Source organism: Rhizobium sp. Root1203 (genome assembly GCF_001424945.1).
GTDB lineage: Bacteria > Pseudomonadota > Alphaproteobacteria > Rhizobiales > Rhizobiaceae > Rhizobium.
Genome location: NZ_LMCW01000045.1, coordinates 172,055 through 190,731, shown reverse-complemented (window position 1 = coordinate 190,731; position 18,677 = coordinate 172,055). Strand labels below are relative to the sequence as shown.

Annotated in this window: 18 protein-coding genes; 6 read left to right on the top strand and 12 right to left on the bottom strand. The window is 61.7% G+C overall.

The window, feature by feature from the left end:
• Positions 1-62 precede the first annotated feature (62 nt).
• The 3 genes from ASC97_RS27375 to ASC97_RS27365 are packed head-to-tail and all read right to left on the bottom strand — an operon-like array spanning position 63 to position 2,819.
• Entirely contained in the window at positions 63-878 is an 816-nt protein-coding gene (locus ASC97_RS27375) for an ABC transporter permease (protein ID WP_057471478.1), read from the bottom strand.
• The gene (locus ASC97_RS27370; RefSeq protein WP_057471477.1) at positions 868-1,836 is read right to left on the bottom strand and encodes an ABC transporter permease; all 969 of its coding nucleotides are present in this window, start codon (positions 1,834-1,836) and stop codon (positions 868-870) included. The genes ASC97_RS27375 and ASC97_RS27370 overlap by 11 nt, the downstream gene beginning before the upstream one ends.
• Positions 1,833-2,819: an ABC transporter ATP-binding protein gene (locus tag ASC97_RS27365; protein WP_057471476.1), complete on the bottom strand. Its 987-nt coding sequence runs from the start codon at positions 2,817-2,819 to the stop codon at positions 1,833-1,835. Before ASC97_RS27365 ends, ASC97_RS27370 begins: the two co-directional genes overlap by 4 nt.
• Positions 2,820-2,835: 16 nt before the next feature.
• Between ASC97_RS27365 and ASC97_RS27360 the strand changes: the two genes are divergently transcribed.
• Complete coding sequence (locus ASC97_RS27360; protein ID WP_156390480.1) at positions 2,836-3,045, top strand: hypothetical protein; 210 nt, start codon at positions 2,836-2,838, stop codon at positions 3,043-3,045.
• Here ASC97_RS27360 and ASC97_RS27355 read toward each other — a convergent pair.
• Positions 3,018-4,178, bottom strand: a complete 1,161-nt coding sequence (locus tag ASC97_RS27355) for an ABC transporter substrate-binding protein (RefSeq protein WP_057471474.1) — start codon at positions 4,176-4,178, stop codon at positions 3,018-3,020. The genes ASC97_RS27360 and ASC97_RS27355 overlap by 28 nt on opposite strands.
• Positions 4,179-4,313: 135 nt before the next feature.
• Positions 4,314-5,222 (bottom strand): LysR substrate-binding domain-containing protein, encoded by a 909-nt coding sequence (locus ASC97_RS27350; protein WP_057471473.1) that lies wholly within the window; start codon positions 5,220-5,222, stop codon positions 4,314-4,316.
• A gap of 180 nt (positions 5,223-5,402) precedes the next feature.
• Between ASC97_RS27350 and ASC97_RS27345 the strand changes: the two genes are divergently transcribed.
• Positions 5,403-6,098, top strand: a complete 696-nt coding sequence (locus tag ASC97_RS27345) for a hypothetical protein (RefSeq protein ID WP_057471472.1) — start codon at positions 5,403-5,405, stop codon at positions 6,096-6,098.
• A 306-nt stretch (positions 6,099-6,404) separates the two neighbouring features.
• Here the strand turns inward: ASC97_RS27345 and lysS are convergent, their stop codons facing one another.
• The 3 genes from lysS to ASC97_RS27330 form a co-directional block, all read right to left on the bottom strand.
• Positions 6,405-7,901, bottom strand: a complete 1,497-nt coding sequence (lysS, locus tag ASC97_RS27340; protein WP_057471559.1) for a lysine--tRNA ligase — start codon at positions 7,899-7,901, stop codon at positions 6,405-6,407.
• Positions 7,902-8,003: 102 nt separating this feature from the next.
• On the bottom strand, positions 8,004-9,461 hold the full coding sequence (gene gltX / locus ASC97_RS27335; protein WP_057471471.1) for a glutamate--tRNA ligase: 1,458 nt from the start codon (positions 9,459-9,461) through the stop codon (positions 8,004-8,006).
• Positions 9,462-9,654: 193 nt separating this feature from the next.
• The gene (locus tag ASC97_RS27330; RefSeq protein ID WP_057471470.1) at positions 9,655-11,424 is read right to left on the bottom strand and encodes an SLC13 family permease; all 1,770 of its coding nucleotides are present in this window, start codon (positions 11,422-11,424) and stop codon (positions 9,655-9,657) included.
• 398 nt (positions 11,425-11,822) lie between these two features.
• On the opposite strand from ASC97_RS27330, the gene ASC97_RS27325 reads away from it, so the two are divergent.
• Positions 11,823-12,368 (top strand): glutathione peroxidase, encoded by a 546-nt coding sequence (locus tag ASC97_RS27325; protein WP_057471469.1) that lies wholly within the window; start codon positions 11,823-11,825, stop codon positions 12,366-12,368.
• A gap of 27 nt (positions 12,369-12,395) precedes the next feature.
• On the opposite strand, the gene ASC97_RS27320 is transcribed toward ASC97_RS27325, so the two are convergent.
• A complete protein-coding gene (locus ASC97_RS27320) occupies positions 12,396-13,223 on the bottom strand; it encodes a helix-turn-helix domain-containing protein (protein WP_057471468.1) in 828 nt (275 codons plus the stop codon).
• A 93-nt stretch (positions 13,224-13,316) separates the two neighbouring features.
• On the opposite strand from ASC97_RS27320, the gene ASC97_RS27315 reads away from it, so the two are divergent.
• Both ASC97_RS27315 and ASC97_RS27310 read left to right on the top strand, forming a co-directional pair.
• Entirely contained in the window at positions 13,317-14,249 is a 933-nt protein-coding gene (locus tag ASC97_RS27315; RefSeq protein ID WP_057471558.1) for a phytanoyl-CoA dioxygenase family protein, read from the top strand.
• Positions 14,250-14,288: 39 nt separating this feature from the next.
• Positions 14,289-14,780, top strand: a complete 492-nt coding sequence (locus tag ASC97_RS27310) for a GNAT family N-acetyltransferase (RefSeq protein ID WP_057471467.1) — start codon at positions 14,289-14,291, stop codon at positions 14,778-14,780.
• A gap of 64 nt (positions 14,781-14,844) precedes the next feature.
• Here ASC97_RS27310 and ASC97_RS27305 read toward each other — a convergent pair whose 3' ends face one another.
• The 3 genes from ASC97_RS27305 to ASC97_RS27295 all read right to left on the bottom strand — a co-directional run bounded on the left by ASC97_RS27305 (position 14,845) and on the right by ASC97_RS27295 (position 17,314).
• Positions 14,845-15,594, bottom strand: coding sequence for a TerC family protein (locus ASC97_RS27305; protein ID WP_057471466.1), 750 nt, complete (start codon positions 15,592-15,594; stop codon positions 14,845-14,847).
• Between the two features lie 101 nt (positions 15,595-15,695).
• On the bottom strand, positions 15,696-16,535 hold the full coding sequence (locus ASC97_RS27300; protein ID WP_057471465.1) for a GyrI-like domain-containing protein: 840 nt from the start codon (positions 16,533-16,535) through the stop codon (positions 15,696-15,698).
• Between the two features lie 101 nt (positions 16,536-16,636).
• On the bottom strand, positions 16,637-17,314 hold the full coding sequence (locus ASC97_RS27295; protein WP_057471464.1) for a TetR/AcrR family transcriptional regulator: 678 nt from the start codon (positions 17,312-17,314) through the stop codon (positions 16,637-16,639).
• Positions 17,315-17,468: 154 nt separating this feature from the next.
• Between ASC97_RS27295 and ASC97_RS27290 the strand changes: the two genes are divergently transcribed.
• Complete coding sequence (locus tag ASC97_RS27290; RefSeq protein ID WP_057471463.1) at positions 17,469-18,665, top strand: HlyD family secretion protein; 1,197 nt, start codon at positions 17,469-17,471, stop codon at positions 18,663-18,665.
• The last annotated feature ends 12 nt before the right edge of the window (positions 18,666-18,677 follow it).

Genomic DNA, 18,677 nt, shown 5'->3' with positions numbered 1-18,677 from the left:
TCATTGTTCGAGTGGGATGTGGGCGGAAAACCGTTTCACAATTTTCCGCATCCCATTCCGGGTTATTTGCCGGCTCCGGCGATCTGGTCGCCGTCGCGCGTGAGGTAGTAGGCTGCGAGGATCGGCAGGAAAGTCACGAGCACGACGACCATGGCGACCACGTTGGTGACGGGGCGCTGGCGCGGGCGGATGAGCTCTTCCAGCATCCAGATCGGCAAAGTGGATTGCTGGCCGCCGGTGAAAGTGGTGACGATCACCTCGTCGAACGAAAGTGCAAAGGCAAGCATGCCGCCGGCCAGAAGCGCCGTCCCGATGTTCGGCAGGATGACATGCCGGAAGGTCTGGAAGCCGTCTGCGCCGAGGTCCATGGAGGCTTCGATCAGCGATCCGGAGGTGCGTCGGAAGCGGGCGACGGCGTTGTTGTAGACGACCACAACGCAGAAGGTGGCGTGGCCGAGCACGATCGTCCAGACCGAGAACGGAATGTCGAAGAGGCTGAAGGCAGAGCGCAGTGCAATGCCAGTGATGATGCCGGGAAGGGCGATCGGCAGGATGACGAGCAGCGAAATGGCCTCGCGGCCGAAGAATTTTGTCTGGCTGACGGCAGCTGCGCAGAGCGTGCCGAGAACCAGAGCGATGGCAGTGGCGATGACGGCGACCTGGACCGAGAGGCCGAGCGCCGCCCAGACGTCCGGCCGGTTCCAGGCGATGGGGAACCACTGCAACGTCAGGCCCGGCGGCGGCCACTGATAGCTCTTCTCCTCCGTCGTGAAGGCATAGACGAAGATCAGCAGGATCGGCAGGTGCAGGAAGAGCAGGCCGCCGGCGGCAGCCGTCTTCAAGAGGAGAGGGGAGCGTTGTCCGCGGTCAGAGCGCATCGAAGGCTCCCTGTTTTTTGGCGAGCCAGAGATAGACGGCCATGATGACGATCGGCACCACGGAGAAGGCGGCGGCGAGCGGCACGTTGCCGGCCGTTCCTTGTTGCGCATAGACGGCCTGGCCGATGAAGAGACGGGACGAACCGATGATCTGCGGGATAATGTAGTCGCCCAGTGTCAGCGAGAAGGTGAAGATCGAGCCCGCGACAATGCCGGGGAGTGCAAGCGGGAAGAGCACGGTCCGGAAGGTCTGGCTTGGCGTTGCGCCGAGGTCGGCGGAGGCCTCGATCAGGTTTCCCTGCACGCGTTCCAGCGCTGCCTGTGTCGGCAGGATCATGTAGGGCAGCCAGACATAGACGAACACGAGGAAGGTGCCGATATAGCTCACCGACAGCGAGCTGCCGCCGATGACGGGCAGGTTGAGAATGCCCTCGAGTAGCCAGGAGAGGTGCAGCTTTCCGAAGATCCAGGTGAGGATGCCTTCCTTGGCGAGAATCAGCTTCCAGGCGTAGATCTTGACGAGATAGCTCGACCAGAGCGGCAGCATGATGCCGAGATAGAACAGCGCCTTCCATTTTCCCTGGGCGTAGCGTGCGGCGTAATAGGCGATCGGAAAGGCAACGACAGCGGAGGCGAGCGTCACGAGCGCGGCCATCAAAACGGTGCGGACGATGATGTCGAAGTTCGTCGGGCTCAGGAGTTGGGCATAGGTGGCCAGCGTGAACTCGTAGTTCACGAGGCCGGAGAAATCGTCGATCGAGAAGAAGCTCTGCAGCAGAAGCGCGATCAGCGAGCCTATGTAGATGATGCCGAGCCAGAGCAGTGGCGGCGTCAGCATCAGGAACAGCAACAGCTTCGGATGGCGCCAGAAGGCATCGGAAAGCCCGCCGAAGAAACCGCCGCGGCCCGGCAGAATCGACGTGGCGATGTCGGGTTTGGTGAGCGCCAGGGTCGTCATGCCGCATCGTCCATGTAGTGCACGTCGAGAGGCTGCCAGGCGAGGCGCACGCTGGCGCCGACGTCAGGTACCTCGGCGCCGGCCGGCAGCATGACGTGCAGACGATTGCCCTTGATGGCGACGGTCAGGCGCGTGGCGGCACCCAGGAAGCTTGCGTTCTCGACCATCGATTCGATGCCGTCGCCGACGAGCCGGATGGCTTCGGGGCGCAGGCTGGCCCAGCGCTTTTCACCACCGAGCGAGCCCATCGTCTCGGGCGCAATCACATTCGAGGAGCCGACGAAATCGGCGACGAAGCGGGTCTTCGGGCGGCGGTAGATATCCTGCGGCGTGCCTTCCTGGACGATCCCGCCATCGTTGAACACGGCGACACGGTCTGCCATGGAGAGCGCCTCGCCCTGGTCGTGGGTGACGAAGACGAAGGTGATGCCGAGCGCGCGCTGCAGACCCTTCAATTCCTCCTGCATCTGCTCGCGCAGCTTCAGATCCAGCGCGCCGAGCGGTTCGTCGAGCAGCAGTACCTTCGGCTTGTTGACCAGCGCCCGGGCGAGTGCAACGCGCTGCCGCTGTCCGCCGGAGAGCTGGCCCGGCTTGCGGATGCCGTAGCCGGGGAGCTTCACCAGCTCAAGCGCCTGTTCGGCTTCCTTGGTGCGCTCGGCCTTACCGATGCCCTTGACCATCAGGCCGTAGGCGACGTTGTCGACGATGTTCAGGTGGGGGAAGAGGGCATAGTCCTGGAAGACCGTATTGACGTTGCGGCGATAGGGTGGGACGCCCTCGGCCGTCTCGCCGAAAATCTGGATATGGCCCGAGGTCGGCTGCTCGAAGCCGGCGATCAGGCGCAGGCACGTGGTCTTGCCGGAGCCGGAGGGGCCGAGCATCGCGAAGAATTCGCCCGGCGCGATTTCGAGGTCGACGCCGTCGACGGCGCGAACCTGGCCGAAATGGCGCGAGACCTTTTGAAAACGGACGGCGGGGGTCATTTTGGGAGCTCCGGTATTGTTTGCTGTCGGGTTCTCGCTTCTCCCCGGCGGGGAGAAGATGCCCGACAGGGCAGAGGAGGGGGACGAGGAGCGGCAGCGACGCATGTCTGAGCGGCAAGCGAAGGACAGCATCTACCGCCCCTCATCCGACCCCTTCGGGGCCACCTTCTCCCCGAAGGGAGAAGGGGAAACGCCAGGTTATCTGCCGCCGATCACGCCGATATAGTCCGACACCCAGCGATGATAGGGCACGCATTCGCTCTGCGTCGTGCACTTCGCCGTCGGCGTTCTCCAGAACTTGATCTTGTCGAAGTGGTCGTAGCCGTTCGTTGCGCAGCCGGTGTCGGTCATCAGTTCGTTGCCCTTGCAGCCGGCCGGGACCGATGGAACGGCACCGAACCAGGCGGCGGCGTCGCCCTGCACCTTGGACTGCAGCGAATGCTCCATCCACATGTAGGCGCAGTTCGGATGCTCGCTGTCGGCGTGCAGCATGGTGGTGTCGGCCCAGCCGGTCACCCCTTCCTCGGGGAAGGTCGAGGCGATCTTCTGCTTGTCGACCTGCATCAGGTTGACCTGGAAGGGCCAGGAGCCGGAGGCGACCACGCCTTCGTTCTTGAAGTCGTCGATCTGGATCATCGCATCGTGCCAGTAGCGCGACACCAGCTTGCGCTGGCCGCGCAGCAGGTCGAGCGCTGCCTTGTACTGGTCTTCGTTGAGTTCGTAAGGGTCCTTGATGCCGAGTTCCGGCTTGTGGGCCATGAGGTAAAGCGCGGCGTCGGCGATGTAGATCGGGCCGTCATAGGCCTGGACGCGGCCCTTGTTGGACTTGCCGTCCGGCAGCGACTGCTCTTCGAAGACGACGTTCCAGCTGGTCGGCGCCTTATCCTTGAACGCGTCGGTGTTGTACATCAGGACGTTCGGTCCCCAGAGGTAGGGAACGCCGTAGTGAACGCCTGATACAGTGTACCAAGGCGCATTCTGCAGGCGCGGGTCGACATTCTTGAAGCTCGGGATCAGATCGGTGTTGATCGGCTGGACCCGCTTGCCGGCAACGAGCCGGAGCGAGGCGTCACCGGAGGCGGTAACAAGGTCGAAACCCCCTTCGTTCATCAGCGAAACCATTTCGTCGGAGGTCGCCGCGGTCTTGACGGAGACCTTGCAGCCGGTTTCCTTTTCGAAGGAAGTGACCCAGTCGTAGTTCTTGTCGCTCTCGCCGCGCTCGATATAGCCGGCCCAAGCCACGATGCTGACCGCACCTTCGCCTTTGCCCAATGCCTTCAGCGGCTCTGCCGCTGCAACCTGCGTCACGAAGCTCAAGCTCGCGAGCGCAACCGTGCACGATTTCAGAAGATGCTTCATCGACTGTCTCCCGGTTGGATGCCACTTGTGTGGCGTTTTGTTCCCGGCAGAAAAGGTGACGCGAAATGGTCGGTTTCGCAAATTCATTTATCAGAAAGGCGATATCGGAAATTCCGATATCGCCTTTCGATGACACTAGCGCGGACGACCCGAACGCATCGCTTCGGCAATGCCGACGAAATCACGCGCGGCCTGCGGCAGGCTGGAGCCTTTGCGCCATACCATGCCGACCTGGACGACCGGCAGGGAGCCGGAGACGTCGCGGCTTTCGATGCGGTCGCCTTCCAGCGACCAGGGCCGATAGACGAGATCCGGCAGCAGTGCCACGCCGGCGCCAGTCGCGACAAGGCTGCGCACCGCTTCGACGGATCGGGTCCGGAAGGCGACATGCGGGCGGGCGCCGAGCGCAGAAAGCAGCTTGCCGGTATTCTCCTCGATTTCATCGACCGTCAGCATAATCAGCGGCTCGCGGCCGATGTCGGCAACCGAGATGATGTCGGCCGACACCAGGGGATGGCCCATCGGCAGCCAGAGGCGATAGGGCGATGTCTCGAGGATTTCAGCCTGCAGGGCCATTCGGTCGCGAAGGTTCGATATGACCATGACAGCCACATCCAGTTCGCCACCGACCAGCAGGTGTTCGAGGTATCCGCCATTGTCCTCGATGGCGCTGACCTCCACCCCAGGGCAGGCGCGGCGGTAGCGGGCCAGGAGATCGGAGAGCACGTAGCCGGCGACCAGCGAGGTAACGCCGATGTTGAGCTTGCCCGAAAGTTCGTTCTGCTTGCCGGAAAAGCTGCCGCGCGCATCTGAAACGCTCGCCAGAATTTTTGTGGCGTGGCGCAGAAACTGGTGGCCGTTGTGCGTGATCGTCAGCCCACGCGGGTGCCGGTCGAAAAGCTCGACGCCCAGGTCGGTTTCAAGCTCCTTCAGGGCTTCTGTAACCGAGGATTGCGAGATCGAAAGGTTCTGGGCGGCACGCGTTACGGAGCCCTGTTCGGCGACGGCAATGAAATACTGAATCTGACGCAGGGTGAAGGCCATGGGCTGTTAGAGCATGGCCGCAAGCGCAATGGCAAGCATCCGGAAAGACTGGACCTTTTTTGGTACTATCCCACACTGACACAAAGTTGAGGTCGCGATTTAAGTATTCAGAAACGTCATTTCTCTAGCGTCGAACGCAATTGTATCGCGTTGGAGTTTCTTGATGGCGGAGCAGTTGGCGTGAAGGCCTTACTGCGCATCTTCCGGCCTTCCCGGAAATTGGTGTTGATCATCGGCGGAGTTGCCCTTCTTACGGGCGTTTCCGGCGGTGCTGCGCTGTATATCGGCAAGGACAATATCCTCGGTCCCTCAGCAGAGACCGTGAACGGAGCCGCGTGCACTGACGTCAACCTCGTCACCATCAAAAAGCAGAACCGGACCTGGGTCCGTAAGTATATCAAGACCGAGCCGACGGATGGCGTGACCCGCGTGAAGACCGCGCTGAGGGTGGCGAAGGCCATTTACGATGCGCAGAAGCCGGACCTCGTCCAGGTCGTCGTTCTGGATGCCAACGGGCCGACCTTGCGCTCCGACATCAGGGGTCGCGCGATCGGCGCCGACGTCGTCTACATCCCGCATCCCGATCCGGTTGTCGAAAGCCTGGAAGGAAAGACCTACACGGCGCGCTACTACGACGGAACGGCGGCGTCGAACGGGCTGTTTTTCGGCGAGCGGATCGATCTGCCCGAAGACGAGATCAGCGCATTGAACGCGTCGTTCAAGGACTACTCGGATTGCATCGATCCGATCGCGGTCGCCGCGACCGAGGGCGGAGCCAAGGCTGCCAAGGGTACGGCAAAAGAAAAGAAGTCTGCCGAAGAGGGCGCCGGGGCTGAATCTGCCTCCGCAGAGGCAGCTCCCGCGGCAGGGCACTGAATTTACGGGCTACCAGGAGGCATAGGCCACACGCCCGTCGTCTGAAACTCCGGTCGTTCGCTCCTCGCGTCGCTCACCCCCATCGCCTGGCTGGCGCTCCGGCACTTCCCCCGCTGGGGAGAAGTGGGAGGGAGTGTTCGTCGTGCTTCGTCCGTCACGCTGACGGATTCCGACATAAGGCGTGGCAACGGTCGTGCCGCAAGTCTCTTCTCCCCAGCGGGCAGAAGGTGCCGACAGGCGGATGAGGAGGCGGTGGGCTCGACACGACGCGTCGGTTCCGCCGCACTCTTTTGAAGAGGCCCCTCCTCAGTCCGCCTTGGCGCGGCGGGCGGGGAAGAGGATGATGTCGCGGATCGACGGGGCATTGGTCAAGAGCATGATCAGCCGGTCCACCCCGATGCCGAGACCGCCGGCGGGCGGCATGCCCTGGTCGATCGCATCGAGAAATTCGTCGTCGAGCTGCTTTTCCTTCTCGCCACGGGCATGGGCCTGCTCAAGCTGCTCGACCATACGCTTGCGCTGCTCTTCCGGATCGTTCAGTTCCGAGAAGGCGTTACCGAGTTCCCAGGCGTTGCAGTAGGTCTCGAAGCGTTCGACGAGGCGTGGCTCGCCCGGCACTTCCTTGGCGAAGGGCGAGATGTCCTTCGGGAAGTGCGTGACGTGCGACGGCTGGATGAGCGTGCTCTCGACCTTCTCCTCGAAGATGAAGGCGAGGCATTCGCCCCAGGTCCAGTCCTTTTCGACGGCGAAACCGGCGGCCTTGGCGGCCGTGCGGGCCTCTTCGTCGGTTTTCATCGCGAGGAAGTCGATGCCGGTCGCCTCCATGACGGCGTCTGGCATCGGCACGCGCCTGAACGGACCCTTGAAGGAAATCTGCTTGTCGCCGAACATGAATTCGGTCGTGCCGTGGATCGACATGGCGAGCGTCGAGAACAGGCGCTCGACGAGGTCCATGATGTCCTCGTAGTCGGCATAGGCCCAGTAGCATTCCATCATCGTGAATTCAGGATTGTGCCGGGTCGAGACGCCTTCGTTGCGAAAGTTGCGGTTGATCTCGAAAACCTTGTCCGTAAGGCCGGAGACCAGCGTGCGCTTCAAGAACAGTTCCGGCGCGATGCGCAGATACATGTCGAGCTTCAGCGTGTTGTGGTGGGTCTTGAAGGGCTCGGCGGTCGCGCCGCCATAGACCGAGTGCAGCATCGGTGTCTCGACTTCCATGAAGCCGTCGCTTTCCATGAAGCGGCGGATGCCGGAAACGATCTTCGAACGTTGCTGGAAGCGGAGCTTGGACTCTTCGTTGGTCATGATGTCGAGGTGGCGCTTGCGGTAGCGCGTCTCGATGTCCGAAAGGCCGTGCCACTTCTCGGGCATCGGCAGCAGCGACTTCGTCAGCATGGTGATCTGCTGCGCGTTGATCGTCAGTTCGCCACGCTTGGTGCGGCGCACGATGCCGGTGACGCCAACGATGTCGCCGATGTCGATCATCGGCAGCAGGGCGCGGGCTTCTTCCGGGGTGGTATCCTTGTGGCTGAAGATCTGGATCTTGCCGCCTGCGTCATGGATGTCCATGAACATGCCGGAGTTTCGCGAGGAATAGACGCGGCCGGCAACGGTCACAACGTCCTGCGTCTCGACGTCGGGCTCCAGGGCTTCGTACTTCGCGGCGAGCTCGGCATTGGTCATCGTCCGGTGGAAATGCGCCGGATAGACGTCGCCGATCTGCTCGCGCAGCAGCTTCAGCTTCTGGGCGCGGACTTCCGTTGCGTCGGAGGAAAGGGCGGCTGTTTCGGTCTTCTCAGTCATCGTTTCAAATCCTGTGACGGCATCGCCGCGGCGGGCTTCGCTTCCGTTCTTCTCAGAGGGGCGAGCACTTCGCATCCCTCGGACACCAGTCAGTTCCTCGGGTCAGCTCCTTGGGCCAACCAGCGCGGCGACTGCCTGCGCGGCCAGCTTCAGCCGCTGGCGCACGACCGAACGGCCGAGGATCGCCATCGAATCGAACAGCGGCAGCGAGCGCGACGAGCCGGAGACGGCAACGAACAGCGGTGCCACGATCACCTTCAGCTTCTTGTCCATGCGTTCGGCAATGGCGCGCAGTTCGGCTTCGATCGCCTCGACATTCCACTCGATGATCTTTTCGAGATCGGGCTGCACCGTGTTGAGAATCTCGAGGATCTCTTCCGGCGGCGACTTGATCCTGGCGAAGGCGGCAGGGTCGAGGTTAAGGTCCGACTTCAAGAGGAAACCCATCAGATCAGGCAGTTCCCCGAGCTTGGAGATGCGCGACTGCGACAGCGCGAGGCCGGCCTTCAGGCGGTCGTTCTCCATCGCCCAGGTGAGAACCCGATTCCGGAATTCTTCCTCCGACATCTTCTCGCGGATCCAGCGGCCGTTCAGCCAGTCGAGCTTCTGGATATCGAAGATCGCTCCGGCCTTTGAGAGGTTCTCGGGATCGAATTTCTCGGCCAGCTCGTCCATCGTCATCAGCTCTTCGCCTTCGGCGATCTGGACGAAGAACAGGCCGAGGAAGTTCATCAGCGCTTCGGGGATGTAGCCGAGAGCGGTGTAATAAGAGATCGACGTCGGGTTCTTGCGCTTCGACAGCTTCGACTTGTCGGCATTTCGCATCAGCGACAGGTGCATGAAGACAGGCTGGTCCCACTCGAAATAGCGATAGAGCAGGATGTGCTTCGGTACCGATGCCAGCCATTCCTCGCCGCGCGCCACATGGGTGATCTTCATCAGATGGTCGTCGATGACGTTTGCCATATGGTAGGTCGGCATGCCGTCGCCCTTGATCAGCACCTGCATGTCGACGCTGTCCCAAGGTATGGAGACATCGCCATAGACACCGTCGGTGAAGTCGCACGAGCCTTCGGTCGGGACCTTCATGCGGATGACGGAGCTTTCGCCGGCCGCCATCTTGGAGGTGACTTCCTCGGCCGTCAGGTTGAGGCAGAGACCGTCATACTTCGGCGGCTTGCCGGCGGCGCGCTGGGCTTCACGCATCTCGGTCAGGCGCTCGGGCGTGCAGAAGCAGCGGAAGGCATGGCCCTTGTCGAGCAATTGCTGAGCGTAAGGCTGGTACATGTCCTTGCGGTCGCTCTGGCGGTAGGGGCCGTAAGGGCCGCCGATGTCGGGGCCTTCCGACCACTGCAGGCCGCACCATTTCAGCGCGTCCAGCACCTTCGTCTCGAATTCCGGGGTCGAGCGCGTGGCATCGGTGTCTTCGATGCGCAGGATGAACTCGCCGCCGTGCTTCTTGGCGAAAAGGTAGTTGAAAAGAGCGATGTAAGCAGTACCGACATGCGGCTCGCCAGTCGGCGAGGGAGCGATGCGGACGCGGACGCCGGAAGCTGTCATTTTATGTGCCCGTCAAATGAATGCCGGACGGCTTTCCTGAGAAAGCGACGCTCGGCCGGAAGGAATGCAGATAACTGGATCAGGAAACCGGCCGGAAAAGGGCATTTTGCGCGCTTTTGCGGCCAATTATCCATTTGGCTGGCCTTAGGCCATATTCATCGGTGCGCGTCAAGGAAAATGGCGCCTGACGGGATCAGGTCACCGGCCAGACGTAGAGGAGCATCGGCACGCTGACGAGGACGATGATGAAGGACAACGGCAGGCCAAGCCTCGGATAATCGCTGAAACGGTAACCGCCAGGGCCGAACACGAGCGTGTTGCACTGATGGCCGATCGGCGTCAGGAAATCGCAGCCGGCTCCGATTGCTACTGCCATCAGGAAGGCATCCGGCTTGTAGCCGAGCGTCTCGGCGAAACTCGCGGCGATCGGCGCCATGACGAGCACCGTCGCCGCGTTGTTGAGGAAAGGCGTGACCGCCATCGCCGTGATCAGGATCAGCGCCAGGGCGCCGTAGTGCGGCATCTGTGCGGCGAGGTGGCCAAGCCAACCGGCGATCAGCTCGCTGCCGCCGGTGGTCCGCAGCGTGTCCGATACCGGGATGAGGGCGGCGAGCATGATGATGATCGGTCCGTCGACGGCCTTGTAGATGTCGGCGAGCGGGATCACGCGAAAGACGACCATGGCTAGGGCAGCGCAGAAGAAGGCGATGGAGACCGGCGCGACGCCCACCGCCGTGGCGCCCATGGCGGCAAAGAGGATCAGCAACGGCACATAGGCCCGGCGCGGCGTGCCGAGCATGATTTCACGCTGGGCAAGCGGCAGGCAGGTGAATTCCTGCAGGAATGCGGGCAGGTTCCTGCGGCTGCCCTGCAACACCAGCACGTCGCCGGCGCGGAGCGTCACCTCGCTCAGCCGTTCGCTTAGCCGGTGCCCTTGCCTGGAAACGGCGAGCAGGTTGACGTTGCGGCGATTGGAGAGCGAGAGCTGGCGCGCCGAGGCGCCGATCAGCTGCGATTCCGATGTGACGACTGCCTCGATGGAGATGATGTCGCTGCGCTCCGCCGGATCGGCGATCGGCCTGCCCGACAGCTGAAGCTTGCCATGGGAGACGATGCGATCGAGCGCCTCCGGGCTGCCTTCGAGGAGGACGGTATCCCCGCTGCGCAGTTCGACATCGGGAAACGGCGAAAGGCGGGTGTGGCCGCGCAAGATTGCTGTTGCGACGGCGTCTCCATCGCCGTGCTGCAGGAGATCGTGCAGCTGTCGGCCTTCGATCCCCGACCCCTCGATAACGGTTGCTTCAGAGAAATACGCTTTGACGTCCAGCGCCTCCTCCAGGGACGGATTTTCGTTCCGGCGTTCGGGCACCAGCCAGTGGAAAACGATCAGGAACATCACGCCGACCAGCGTCAGCGTCGCGCCGACCGGGGTGAAGTCGAACATCGTAAAGGGGGTCCCGGTGATTTCGCCGCGCAGGCGGGATACGACAATGTTGGGCGAGGTGCCGATCTGGGTCATCAGACCGCCGAGAAGGGCAGCAAAGCTCATCGGCATCAGATAGAGCGAGGGCGACTTGCCGCTCTTTCTGGCGAACTGGAAAGCGACGGGGATCATGATTGCCAGTGCACCGATGTTCTTGATGAAAGCGGAAAGGACCGCAACCACCACCAGCAAAAGCGCAAGCTGCGTATGAACCGTATTCAGGTTCGGAAAGAAGCGCTTGATCATCGTGTCGACGATGCCGGACCGCGCGACACCGGCGCTGACCACCAGCGCGCTGCCGACGATGATCACGATATCGTCGCTGAACCCGGAAAACGCCTTGTCGAGGGGAACGATGCCGACGCAGACGGCGAGAACCAGGGCGCAGCAGGCCACGAGGTCGTAGCGGAACCGATCCCAGATGAAGACTGCCATCATGAGACCGATGACGCTGAAGGCGAGAATCTGCGGGGTTGTCATGCTGCTCCGAATGCCAGGGGCTGAAGGAGGAGGGACCTCCGCCTTCAGCGAATAAGTGTGACGAGGGCACGACTTATCAATGCCGAGGGCAATCAAAGTTTAGATCGGTCGCTATTGCCGGATTGCCCACGCTGAAGCGGTGCGTCGGAAATCTGGATCAGCCCGGCAAACCGGAGATCCAGGTCGAGCACGAGGTTGTAGCGAAGCGGACATCAGCAGCGCCGAGACGACGAACATGGCGATGACGATCAAATTGTTTGGCGCGCGATAGCCAAAACGTGATTCCAACGCAATCCAGCTGCTTTGAAAGATTTTGCCAGCGTGCGGCCATGTATCTGCTGGACAAACGAGGGCGCGAGTATAGCTTCCGCATCGCAATTTTGTGCTGGAGAAACGCAATGACCGATCTTTTGAATGTTCCCGTCAAGCTGGCCGACGGTCGCGAAACGACGTTGGACGAGTATCGCGGCAAGGTGGTGCTTGTCGTCAACGTGGCGTCGAAATGCGGGTTGACGGTGCAATATGACGGCCTCGAAAAGCTTTACGAGGACAAGCGCGAGCGCGGCTTCGTGGTCGCGGCCTTCCCTGCCAACAACTTCAAGGGCCAGGAGCCGGGAACGGATGCAGAGATCGTCGAATTCTGCACGCTGACCTACGACGTGAAATTCCCGATCTTCTCGAAGATTTCCGTCAAAGGCGCAGACCAGCATCCGCTCTACAAGCTGCTGACGGAAGTGGGCGTGCCCACGACCGGCGATGGACCGATGCGGGAGAGGCTGCGCGGCCACGGCATCGAAGCCGGCAAAAACACCGATATCCTCTGGAACTTCGAGAAATTCCTGATCGGGCGCGACGGCAAGGTCGTCGCGCGGTTTGCGCCGGATGTGACTGCTGACGATCAGAGGCTGGTGTCGGCGATCGACAGGGAGCTCTCCGCGGCCTGACGCTGCACGCGCTTTTGACTGAATTGTTTAGAAACGGCGGTGCCGCTGGCGAAATTCGCTCGGCGAGCACCGCTCGCGATCCTGAAACAGCCTGGAAAAGTAGAAGGCGTCGTCAACGCCGACATTCGCCGCGATCGCTTCGACGGAGAGGTCGGACGTGGTGAGCAGCTGCTTGGCGCGGTCGATACGCAAGCGCAGCTGGAAGGTCTTCGGTGACTGGCCTGTCGCTGCTGCAAAGCGCCGGCGCAGTGTCGCCGGCGACATGGCGAACTCTTCGGCGAAAGCGCGCATGTCGACCTGTTGGAATGCCCGTTGTTGCAGCGCGTCGATCGCGAACTCGATGGTCGCATCCGGGGCCTCATCGCTGGGCACCGCGGCTTGCCGGGCGGACTGCACCGCAATGCGATGCAGCGTCGCAGCCGACGAGGCGAGACTGAGGGAATTGTCCTCGGCAAAGTCGGAATGAAGGGTGGCGAAGAGGTGCTGCATCTCGCGAAGATTGCGAAGAGCCACCAGCGGCGCGGTCTCGACCACCAGGCGCTGGCGAAGGAGTTCGCTGGCAAACGACCCGGTGAACAGCACCCAGCGCTCTTCCCAGCTCCCGCCGCGCTGCGGTCCATAGCTATGCAGCGTGCCGGCCGGCAGCCAGAACAGGGATGGGCCGGTGATCTCCTGGACGCCTGCCTTCGTGGTGGACAGCGTGCCGTTCCCTGACTCGATCAGCACGACGGCGTGCACAGGTAAGCGCCGGTTGACGATGCGCATTGAAACGCGTTGGCGGCCAAAGCCAATGACCGCGAGGGCGGCGCCTACGGAAGGCTCCGATCGATAGAGTGCAATCGGGGCGCCGGTCATGAGCGAAAAGTCCAGATACTCTTTCCATCCATGGAAAAATGCCTTCCAGCAAGCAAGACTGTCACATGCTATTTCGCTTTGGGAGTGATCGAAATGTCAAGTCTTGTCCTGAATATGCAATCCAACGAGGCGCCGATGGTCCAGCTGGTCGCCAACGGCAAGGTTCTCTCGGCAGCGCCGGATCGGCTTGGGCAGCTGGTGCCGACGGATCCCGACGTTGGCCTGAACGCGATCCGCGCCCGCTATGAAGAGCACGGCTACGTCTGGCTCAAGGGATTTCTGAAACGCAGCGACGTCGTCGAGTTTCGCGGTTGGGTGTTCTCGCATCTGGCGGCTGCCGGTCTTATCGAGGCCGGCTCCGACCCTGCATTGGGACTGAACTCCAGCGGTGCATTGAACAAGGCATTGGTCGACCGTATCCTGATGTCGCTCGTCCGCTCGGTCGCCTTCGAAGGATTTTGCGCGCAGCCGCGGCTGGCCCGCTTCATGGACGAGTTCCTGTCCGGGATCTCCTACCTGCACAAGCGCAAGATCATGCGCTTTACCCAGCCGGACACGACCACCGCCACGCCGGCCCACTACGACCTCGTCTATCTGCGCGGCGGCACCAGCCGGATCGTGACCGCGTGGATTCCGCTCGGCGATACGCCGGTCGATATGGGTGGGCTGGTCTATCTCGAGGGCTCGCATGCCATCGGTACCCGCATGGAAGCGGCGTTTCAGGAGAACAACACGGGACTCACGCCCGACGAGCGCATCAGCGCCTTCAATCGCAACATGACCGAGGGGGGCTGGGTTTCCAAGGACCTGCCAGAGATGGCAGAGCGTTTCGACACGCGATGGCTGGTCGCCGACTATGAGGCGGGCGATGTGGTTCTGCATAGTCCCTACATGATCCATGCATCGACAACGAACCAGAGCGCCGACAACCGAATCAGGTTATCGACAGACATTCGCTACCAGAACGTCGACGACGAGATCGACGCGCGATGGGGCAATCACTGGAGTCTCGGGGACATGCTCTAGACAAGTATCCGCCCGCTTCTTCAAAGCCGGATATTGATGATGGAGTTTTCTGCATTCGACATCGGCGATGTCAGCCAACGACCCGCACGCGCGAACGACGCCCCGATCGTCGCCGGGTGGTTTGCGGGCCATGGGGATGCGACCCGCTGGGGCGGTCCTGACATTCCAAACCCGCTGACTGCAGCCTGGCTGGAGAGCGAAATCGCGGACGGTACCTATTTCGTCTGCGTCGACAGCAAGGATGAGGTTGTCGCGATATACAGCCTCAAACGGATCGATGAGGAAGCCATTCATCTCCGGCGCTTTGCAGTTGCGCCTATCCTGCGCGGCAGGGGTGCAGGGAGAGCGATGATCACAGACATAGCCGGTCTCGCTCGTTCGAAAGGTGCCGGATGGCTTTCACTTTGGGTTTATGGGTCGAACAAGGCTGCTGTTCGCCTCTATGAAAACGCGGGATTCCGGGAAATCGGGACGCGCGTGGCTGCAGAGGATTCCAGCGGTTTCTGCCTCCGCATGAGGCTCGATCTCTGAGCGCCTGAAGTGCCCGCAACGGCTCGCTGCGGGCACTTCGACATTGTGACTCGGCCAAGTCACCTCAGTGCCCGCCGGCCTTTTTTCTCTTCCGCGCGTTGCGTGCCATCATGTTGAGCACTTCGACAAGCGCCGAGAAGGCCATTGCCGCGTAGACGTAGCCCTTTGGCACATGGAAGCCCATGCCTTCCGCAATCAGCGTCGTACCGATCATCATCAGGAAGCCGAGGGCAAGCATGACGATGGTCGGGTTCCGCTCGATGAAGTTGGCGAGCGGCGTGGCCGCGACCAGCATTACCGTGACGGCAGCAATGACGGCGACGACCATGATCGGCAGATGCGGCGTCATGCCCACGGCGGTGATGATGCTGTCGACCGAGAAGACGAGGTCGAGAATAAGGATCTGGCCGATCGCGGCGGCAAAGCCCGTCGTTGCCGAGCTGGCGATAAAATCCTCCTCGTGGTCGGCAGGATCGACGCTGTGATGGATTTCCTTGGTGGCCTTCCACAACAGGAAGAGACCGCCGGCAATCAGGATCATGTCCTTCCACGAGAAGCCGTGGCCGAAGACTTCGAAGACCGGTGTGGTCAGCTTGACGATCCAGGCGACGGTGCCAAGCAGCGCCAGGCGCATGACCAGGGCAAGGCCGATACCGAGCTTGCGGGCCTTTTCTCGATGCTCAGGCGGCAACTTGTTGGTCAGAATGGAAATGAATATGAGGTTGTCGATCCCGAGGACCACTTCCATCACCACCAGGGTAACGAGCGCCACCCAGGCGGCCGGGTCCTGAACGAGCATCATGATGTCTTGCATCGGCATATATCCCCTTGCGCCACATAAGCTGACGCCCGCAATGTAAGGACGCGGCCTGCCTTGGCAAGCGCGCAAGGGGGTATACGAAAGCCGCGCGGCTTTTATTCCTTTAACGGAATCCAGATTTCCGTCAGACCCGTGCCGGTATAGGGGTCGAAACGGTCGTCGTAGCGCTCGAACATGTCGGGCATGTCTCCGCATTCGACGCCGGAGTTCGGCATCCAGGTGCCGAATATCTGATGCATCGTTGCAGGGATGCCCGAGACGTGCCCGTGATGGGCAAAGACCGCATAGCGTTGACCTGGGATCTTCAGCGTCGCGAAGCCGTCCGGCAGGTCGCTGGTGTCGTCGACGGCGACCGCGGCCATGTAGTGGAACGTTTCAGTTTCACCGCCCACATGCGTGCAGATACCGTAGGCCGCGCTGCCGCGCTGGCCCGGAATGCTGCCCGAGTAAGTATTGAACCTCTGCCACAGCGACGGGATCGCAGCGTTGCCGCCATAGGCATAGGTTTCCTGCAGACCGGCAAAGGTGATCGGCGGCATGGTTTCGAAGCGGGGCGGCTCTAGCTCGGTAAGGCGTGCGGGGTCCATTCTGATCGGCTCCAGGAGTGCGAGGTTGCGGGCGTGCCCCTGTTTGCGCACCGCATCCGGCGTGATGCCGAACTGGTCGCGAAAGGCACGGGTGAAGGCCTCGTGCGAGCCGTAGCCGGCATCGAGGGCAACCTCGAGAATGGAGGACGAACTACCGATCAGCGCCAGCGCGGCGCGGCTCAGGCGACGGCCGCGGATATAGCCGCTGATCGAATGACCGGTCACGAGCCCGAAAACCCGCGACAGGTGGTAGCGCGAAAGCCCGGCGGCGTCGGATATCTGATCAAGCGAGATATCGCTTTCGAAATGGCTCTCGATAAACCAGATCGCCCGTCCGATGGAACTCATGTCCGCTCCCTTGGTTGCACTTTCTTCATAGAGAAGCGGAGGCAACCGGGTTTGATCGCTGTTGCGGGATTCTGGCGCGGCGGGCGAGAAAAATCAAAGGGTCAGGCGCGGTCGGCCTTGTCGACGCCATACGCCGCCATGAAAACGCGGATGGCCCCAGTGATCACGCGCTCCATCTCGGCCATCGACGGCGGCTGCTCCATGCTGCCGAAAAGGCGAAACTTGAAGAAGCTGCCGCCGGCGAGATCCAGGAATTGCCCCGCGGCCAGATCGATGTCGTCGATCTCGAGCTTGTCGGCCTCGACATATTGCTCGAGGTAGTCGTGCAGGATAGTTCGGAGATTTTCCGGCCCCTTGAAGAAGCGCTGACAGAGAACCGGCATGCGGTCGCGTACACCGAGCACGGTGCGCATCGCGTTGATGACCTTTTCCTCGGTCATGTGAGAGATGAAGCTCATTCCGAAATCGTGGAGGCCAGCTTCGACATCGTCATGTTCGGCGAGCGCCGTGCGCATCGACGCAACGAAAGCAGCCCGTTCGCTTTCGATCAAGGCCGTAAACAATTCTTCCTTGTTGGCGAAGTAAACGTAGAGCGTTCCCTTTGAAACTCCAGCCTCGCGCGTTACATCGTTCATGCTCGCGGCGTCGAAGCCGAGTTTCATGAAGACAAGCCGTGCGCCGTCGAGAATTTGCTTGCGCTTCGCAGGGTCTTCGCCAGCGGCCCATCTGCCGCCGGTTGCGGGGAGTTCGTCTGCGTGCGTGTCGGAAAGGTCTGTCATCGCTCCTTAACCATATTCGCAACTGCGAATGTTTCGTTAACAAAATCGAACCGGGTGGTTCGATACATCTTGATATGAACGTAAAAAGGTTCTATGTCAACTGAACCGAACCGTTCAGTTCGATTGGTTTCACTCGTTTTACCGGTAGTCGCACATGTCGTCCAGCCAAAATGCCAATGTCGCCCGCATTGTCAGCGAACCCGCTGACGCCGAGGGCCGGGCTGAGAAAGCAGCTGTCACAACAGCGGAAGCTCCGCGCGCGTCGCAGACTCCTGCCAACACGCAGGAAGCAGTTGGCGAGAAAAAGAAGAAGCGCGGCCTCGCGCTGCCGATCATCGGCCTCGCTCTTCTGGCCGGCGGCACCTGGTATGGCTACGACTGGTGGACCACCGGCCGCTTCATGGTTTCCACTGACGACGCCTATGTCGGAGGTGATATCGCTACGATCTCACCGAAGGTGACCGGCTACGTGGCAAAGGTGAATGCCGTCGCCAACCAGCAGGTCAAGGCCGGCGACGTCCTCGCGACGCTCGACGACGGTGACTACAAGATCGCGCTGGCGCAGGCGGAAGCCTCGCTCGACACCGAAAGACTTTCGCTGCAGCGGATCGACGCCCAGATCGCCGGCGGCGAAGCCAGCCTCGACCAGGCGAAGGCGCAGAAGGTTGCCCTCGAGGCGACCGTTCGCGGCGCCCAGATCACACAGACCCGCGCCAGCGACCTGCAGGCGAAGTCCGTCGGCACGACCGCATCTCTCGACAGCGCCAACATCTCGCTCGATCAGGCTCGCGCCAATCTCGTCGGCGGCGATGCGGCCATCGCTTCGGCCGAAGCGAATGTCACGCTTCTGCACGCCCAGCGACGCGAAGCCGAGGGCACGATCCGCCAACTCGAGCTTGCTCGCGACAAGGCCGCGCGCGATCTGTCCTTTACCATTCTGAAGGCGCCCTATGACGGCGTCGTCGGCAATCGTTCCGTTCAGGAAGGCGACCTCGTGTCTCCGGGGCAGCGGCTGATGGCCCTCGTTCCCGTGCGCCAGCTCTTTATCGACGCGAACTTCAAGGAAACGCAGATTCAGCATCTGGTTCCGGGGTCAAAGGTCAACGTGCACGTCGATGCCTATGACCAGCATCCGATCGTCGGCACGGTCGAATCGATCTCGCCCGCGTCGGGCTCGGTCTTTTCGCTGCTGCCGCCGGAGAACGCGACCGGTAACTTCACCAAGATCATCCAGCGCGTTCCCGTTCGCATCGCGCTTCCGCAGGATGCGCTCGACAGCGGCCGCCTGCGCGCCGGTCTCAGCGTCGTGGTCGACGTCGACACGCGCACCGCGCCGGAAGCCGGCAAGTAACATCGTCTGACG

What these genes read in the sequence shown, in the direction of transcription:
- ASC97_RS27315 (WP_057471558.1), top strand. Translation starts at nt 13,317, where the DNA reads ATGTCAAGTCTTGTCCTGAATATGCAATCCAACGAGGCGCCGATGGTC.
- ASC97_RS27350 (WP_057471473.1), bottom strand. Translation starts at nt 5,222, where the DNA reads ATGGCCTTCACCCTGCGTCAGATTCAGTATTTCATTGCCGTCGCCGAA.
- ASC97_RS27320 (WP_057471468.1), bottom strand. Translation starts at nt 13,223, where the DNA reads ATGACCGGCGCCCCGATTGCACTCTATCGATCGGAGCCTTCCGTAGGC.
- ASC97_RS27325 (WP_057471469.1), top strand. Translation starts at nt 11,823, where the DNA reads ATGACCGATCTTTTGAATGTTCCCGTCAAGCTGGCCGACGGTCGCGAA.
- ASC97_RS27305 (WP_057471466.1), bottom strand. Translation starts at nt 15,594, where the DNA reads ATGCAAGACATCATGATGCTCGTTCAGGACCCGGCCGCCTGGGTGGCG.
- ASC97_RS27365 (WP_057471476.1), bottom strand. Translation starts at nt 2,819, where the DNA reads ATGACCCCCGCCGTCCGTTTTCAAAAGGTCTCGCGCCATTTCGGCCAG.
- ASC97_RS27370 (WP_057471477.1), bottom strand. Translation starts at nt 1,836, where the DNA reads ATGACGACCCTGGCGCTCACCAAACCCGACATCGCCACGTCGATTCTG.
- ASC97_RS27375 (WP_057471478.1), bottom strand. Translation starts at nt 878, where the DNA reads ATGCGCTCTGACCGCGGACAACGCTCCCCTCTCCTCTTGAAGACGGCT.
- lysS (WP_057471559.1), bottom strand. Translation starts at nt 7,901, where the DNA reads ATGACTGAGAAGACCGAAACAGCCGCCCTTTCCTCCGACGCAACGGAA.
- ASC97_RS27330 (WP_057471470.1), bottom strand. Translation starts at nt 11,424, where the DNA reads ATGACAACCCCGCAGATTCTCGCCTTCAGCGTCATCGGTCTCATGATG.
- ASC97_RS27355 (WP_057471474.1), bottom strand. Translation starts at nt 4,178, where the DNA reads ATGAAGCATCTTCTGAAATCGTGCACGGTTGCGCTCGCGAGCTTGAGC.
- ASC97_RS27295 (WP_057471464.1), bottom strand. Translation starts at nt 17,314, where the DNA reads ATGACAGACCTTTCCGACACGCACGCAGACGAACTCCCCGCAACCGGC.
- ASC97_RS27290 (WP_057471463.1), top strand. Translation starts at nt 17,469, where the DNA reads ATGTCGTCCAGCCAAAATGCCAATGTCGCCCGCATTGTCAGCGAACCC.
- gltX (WP_057471471.1), bottom strand. Translation starts at nt 9,461, where the DNA reads ATGACAGCTTCCGGCGTCCGCGTCCGCATCGCTCCCTCGCCGACTGGC.
- ASC97_RS27300 (WP_057471465.1), bottom strand. Translation starts at nt 16,535, where the DNA reads ATGAGTTCCATCGGACGGGCGATCTGGTTTATCGAGAGCCATTTCGAA.
- ASC97_RS27310 (WP_057471467.1), top strand. Translation starts at nt 14,289, where the DNA reads ATGGAGTTTTCTGCATTCGACATCGGCGATGTCAGCCAACGACCCGCA.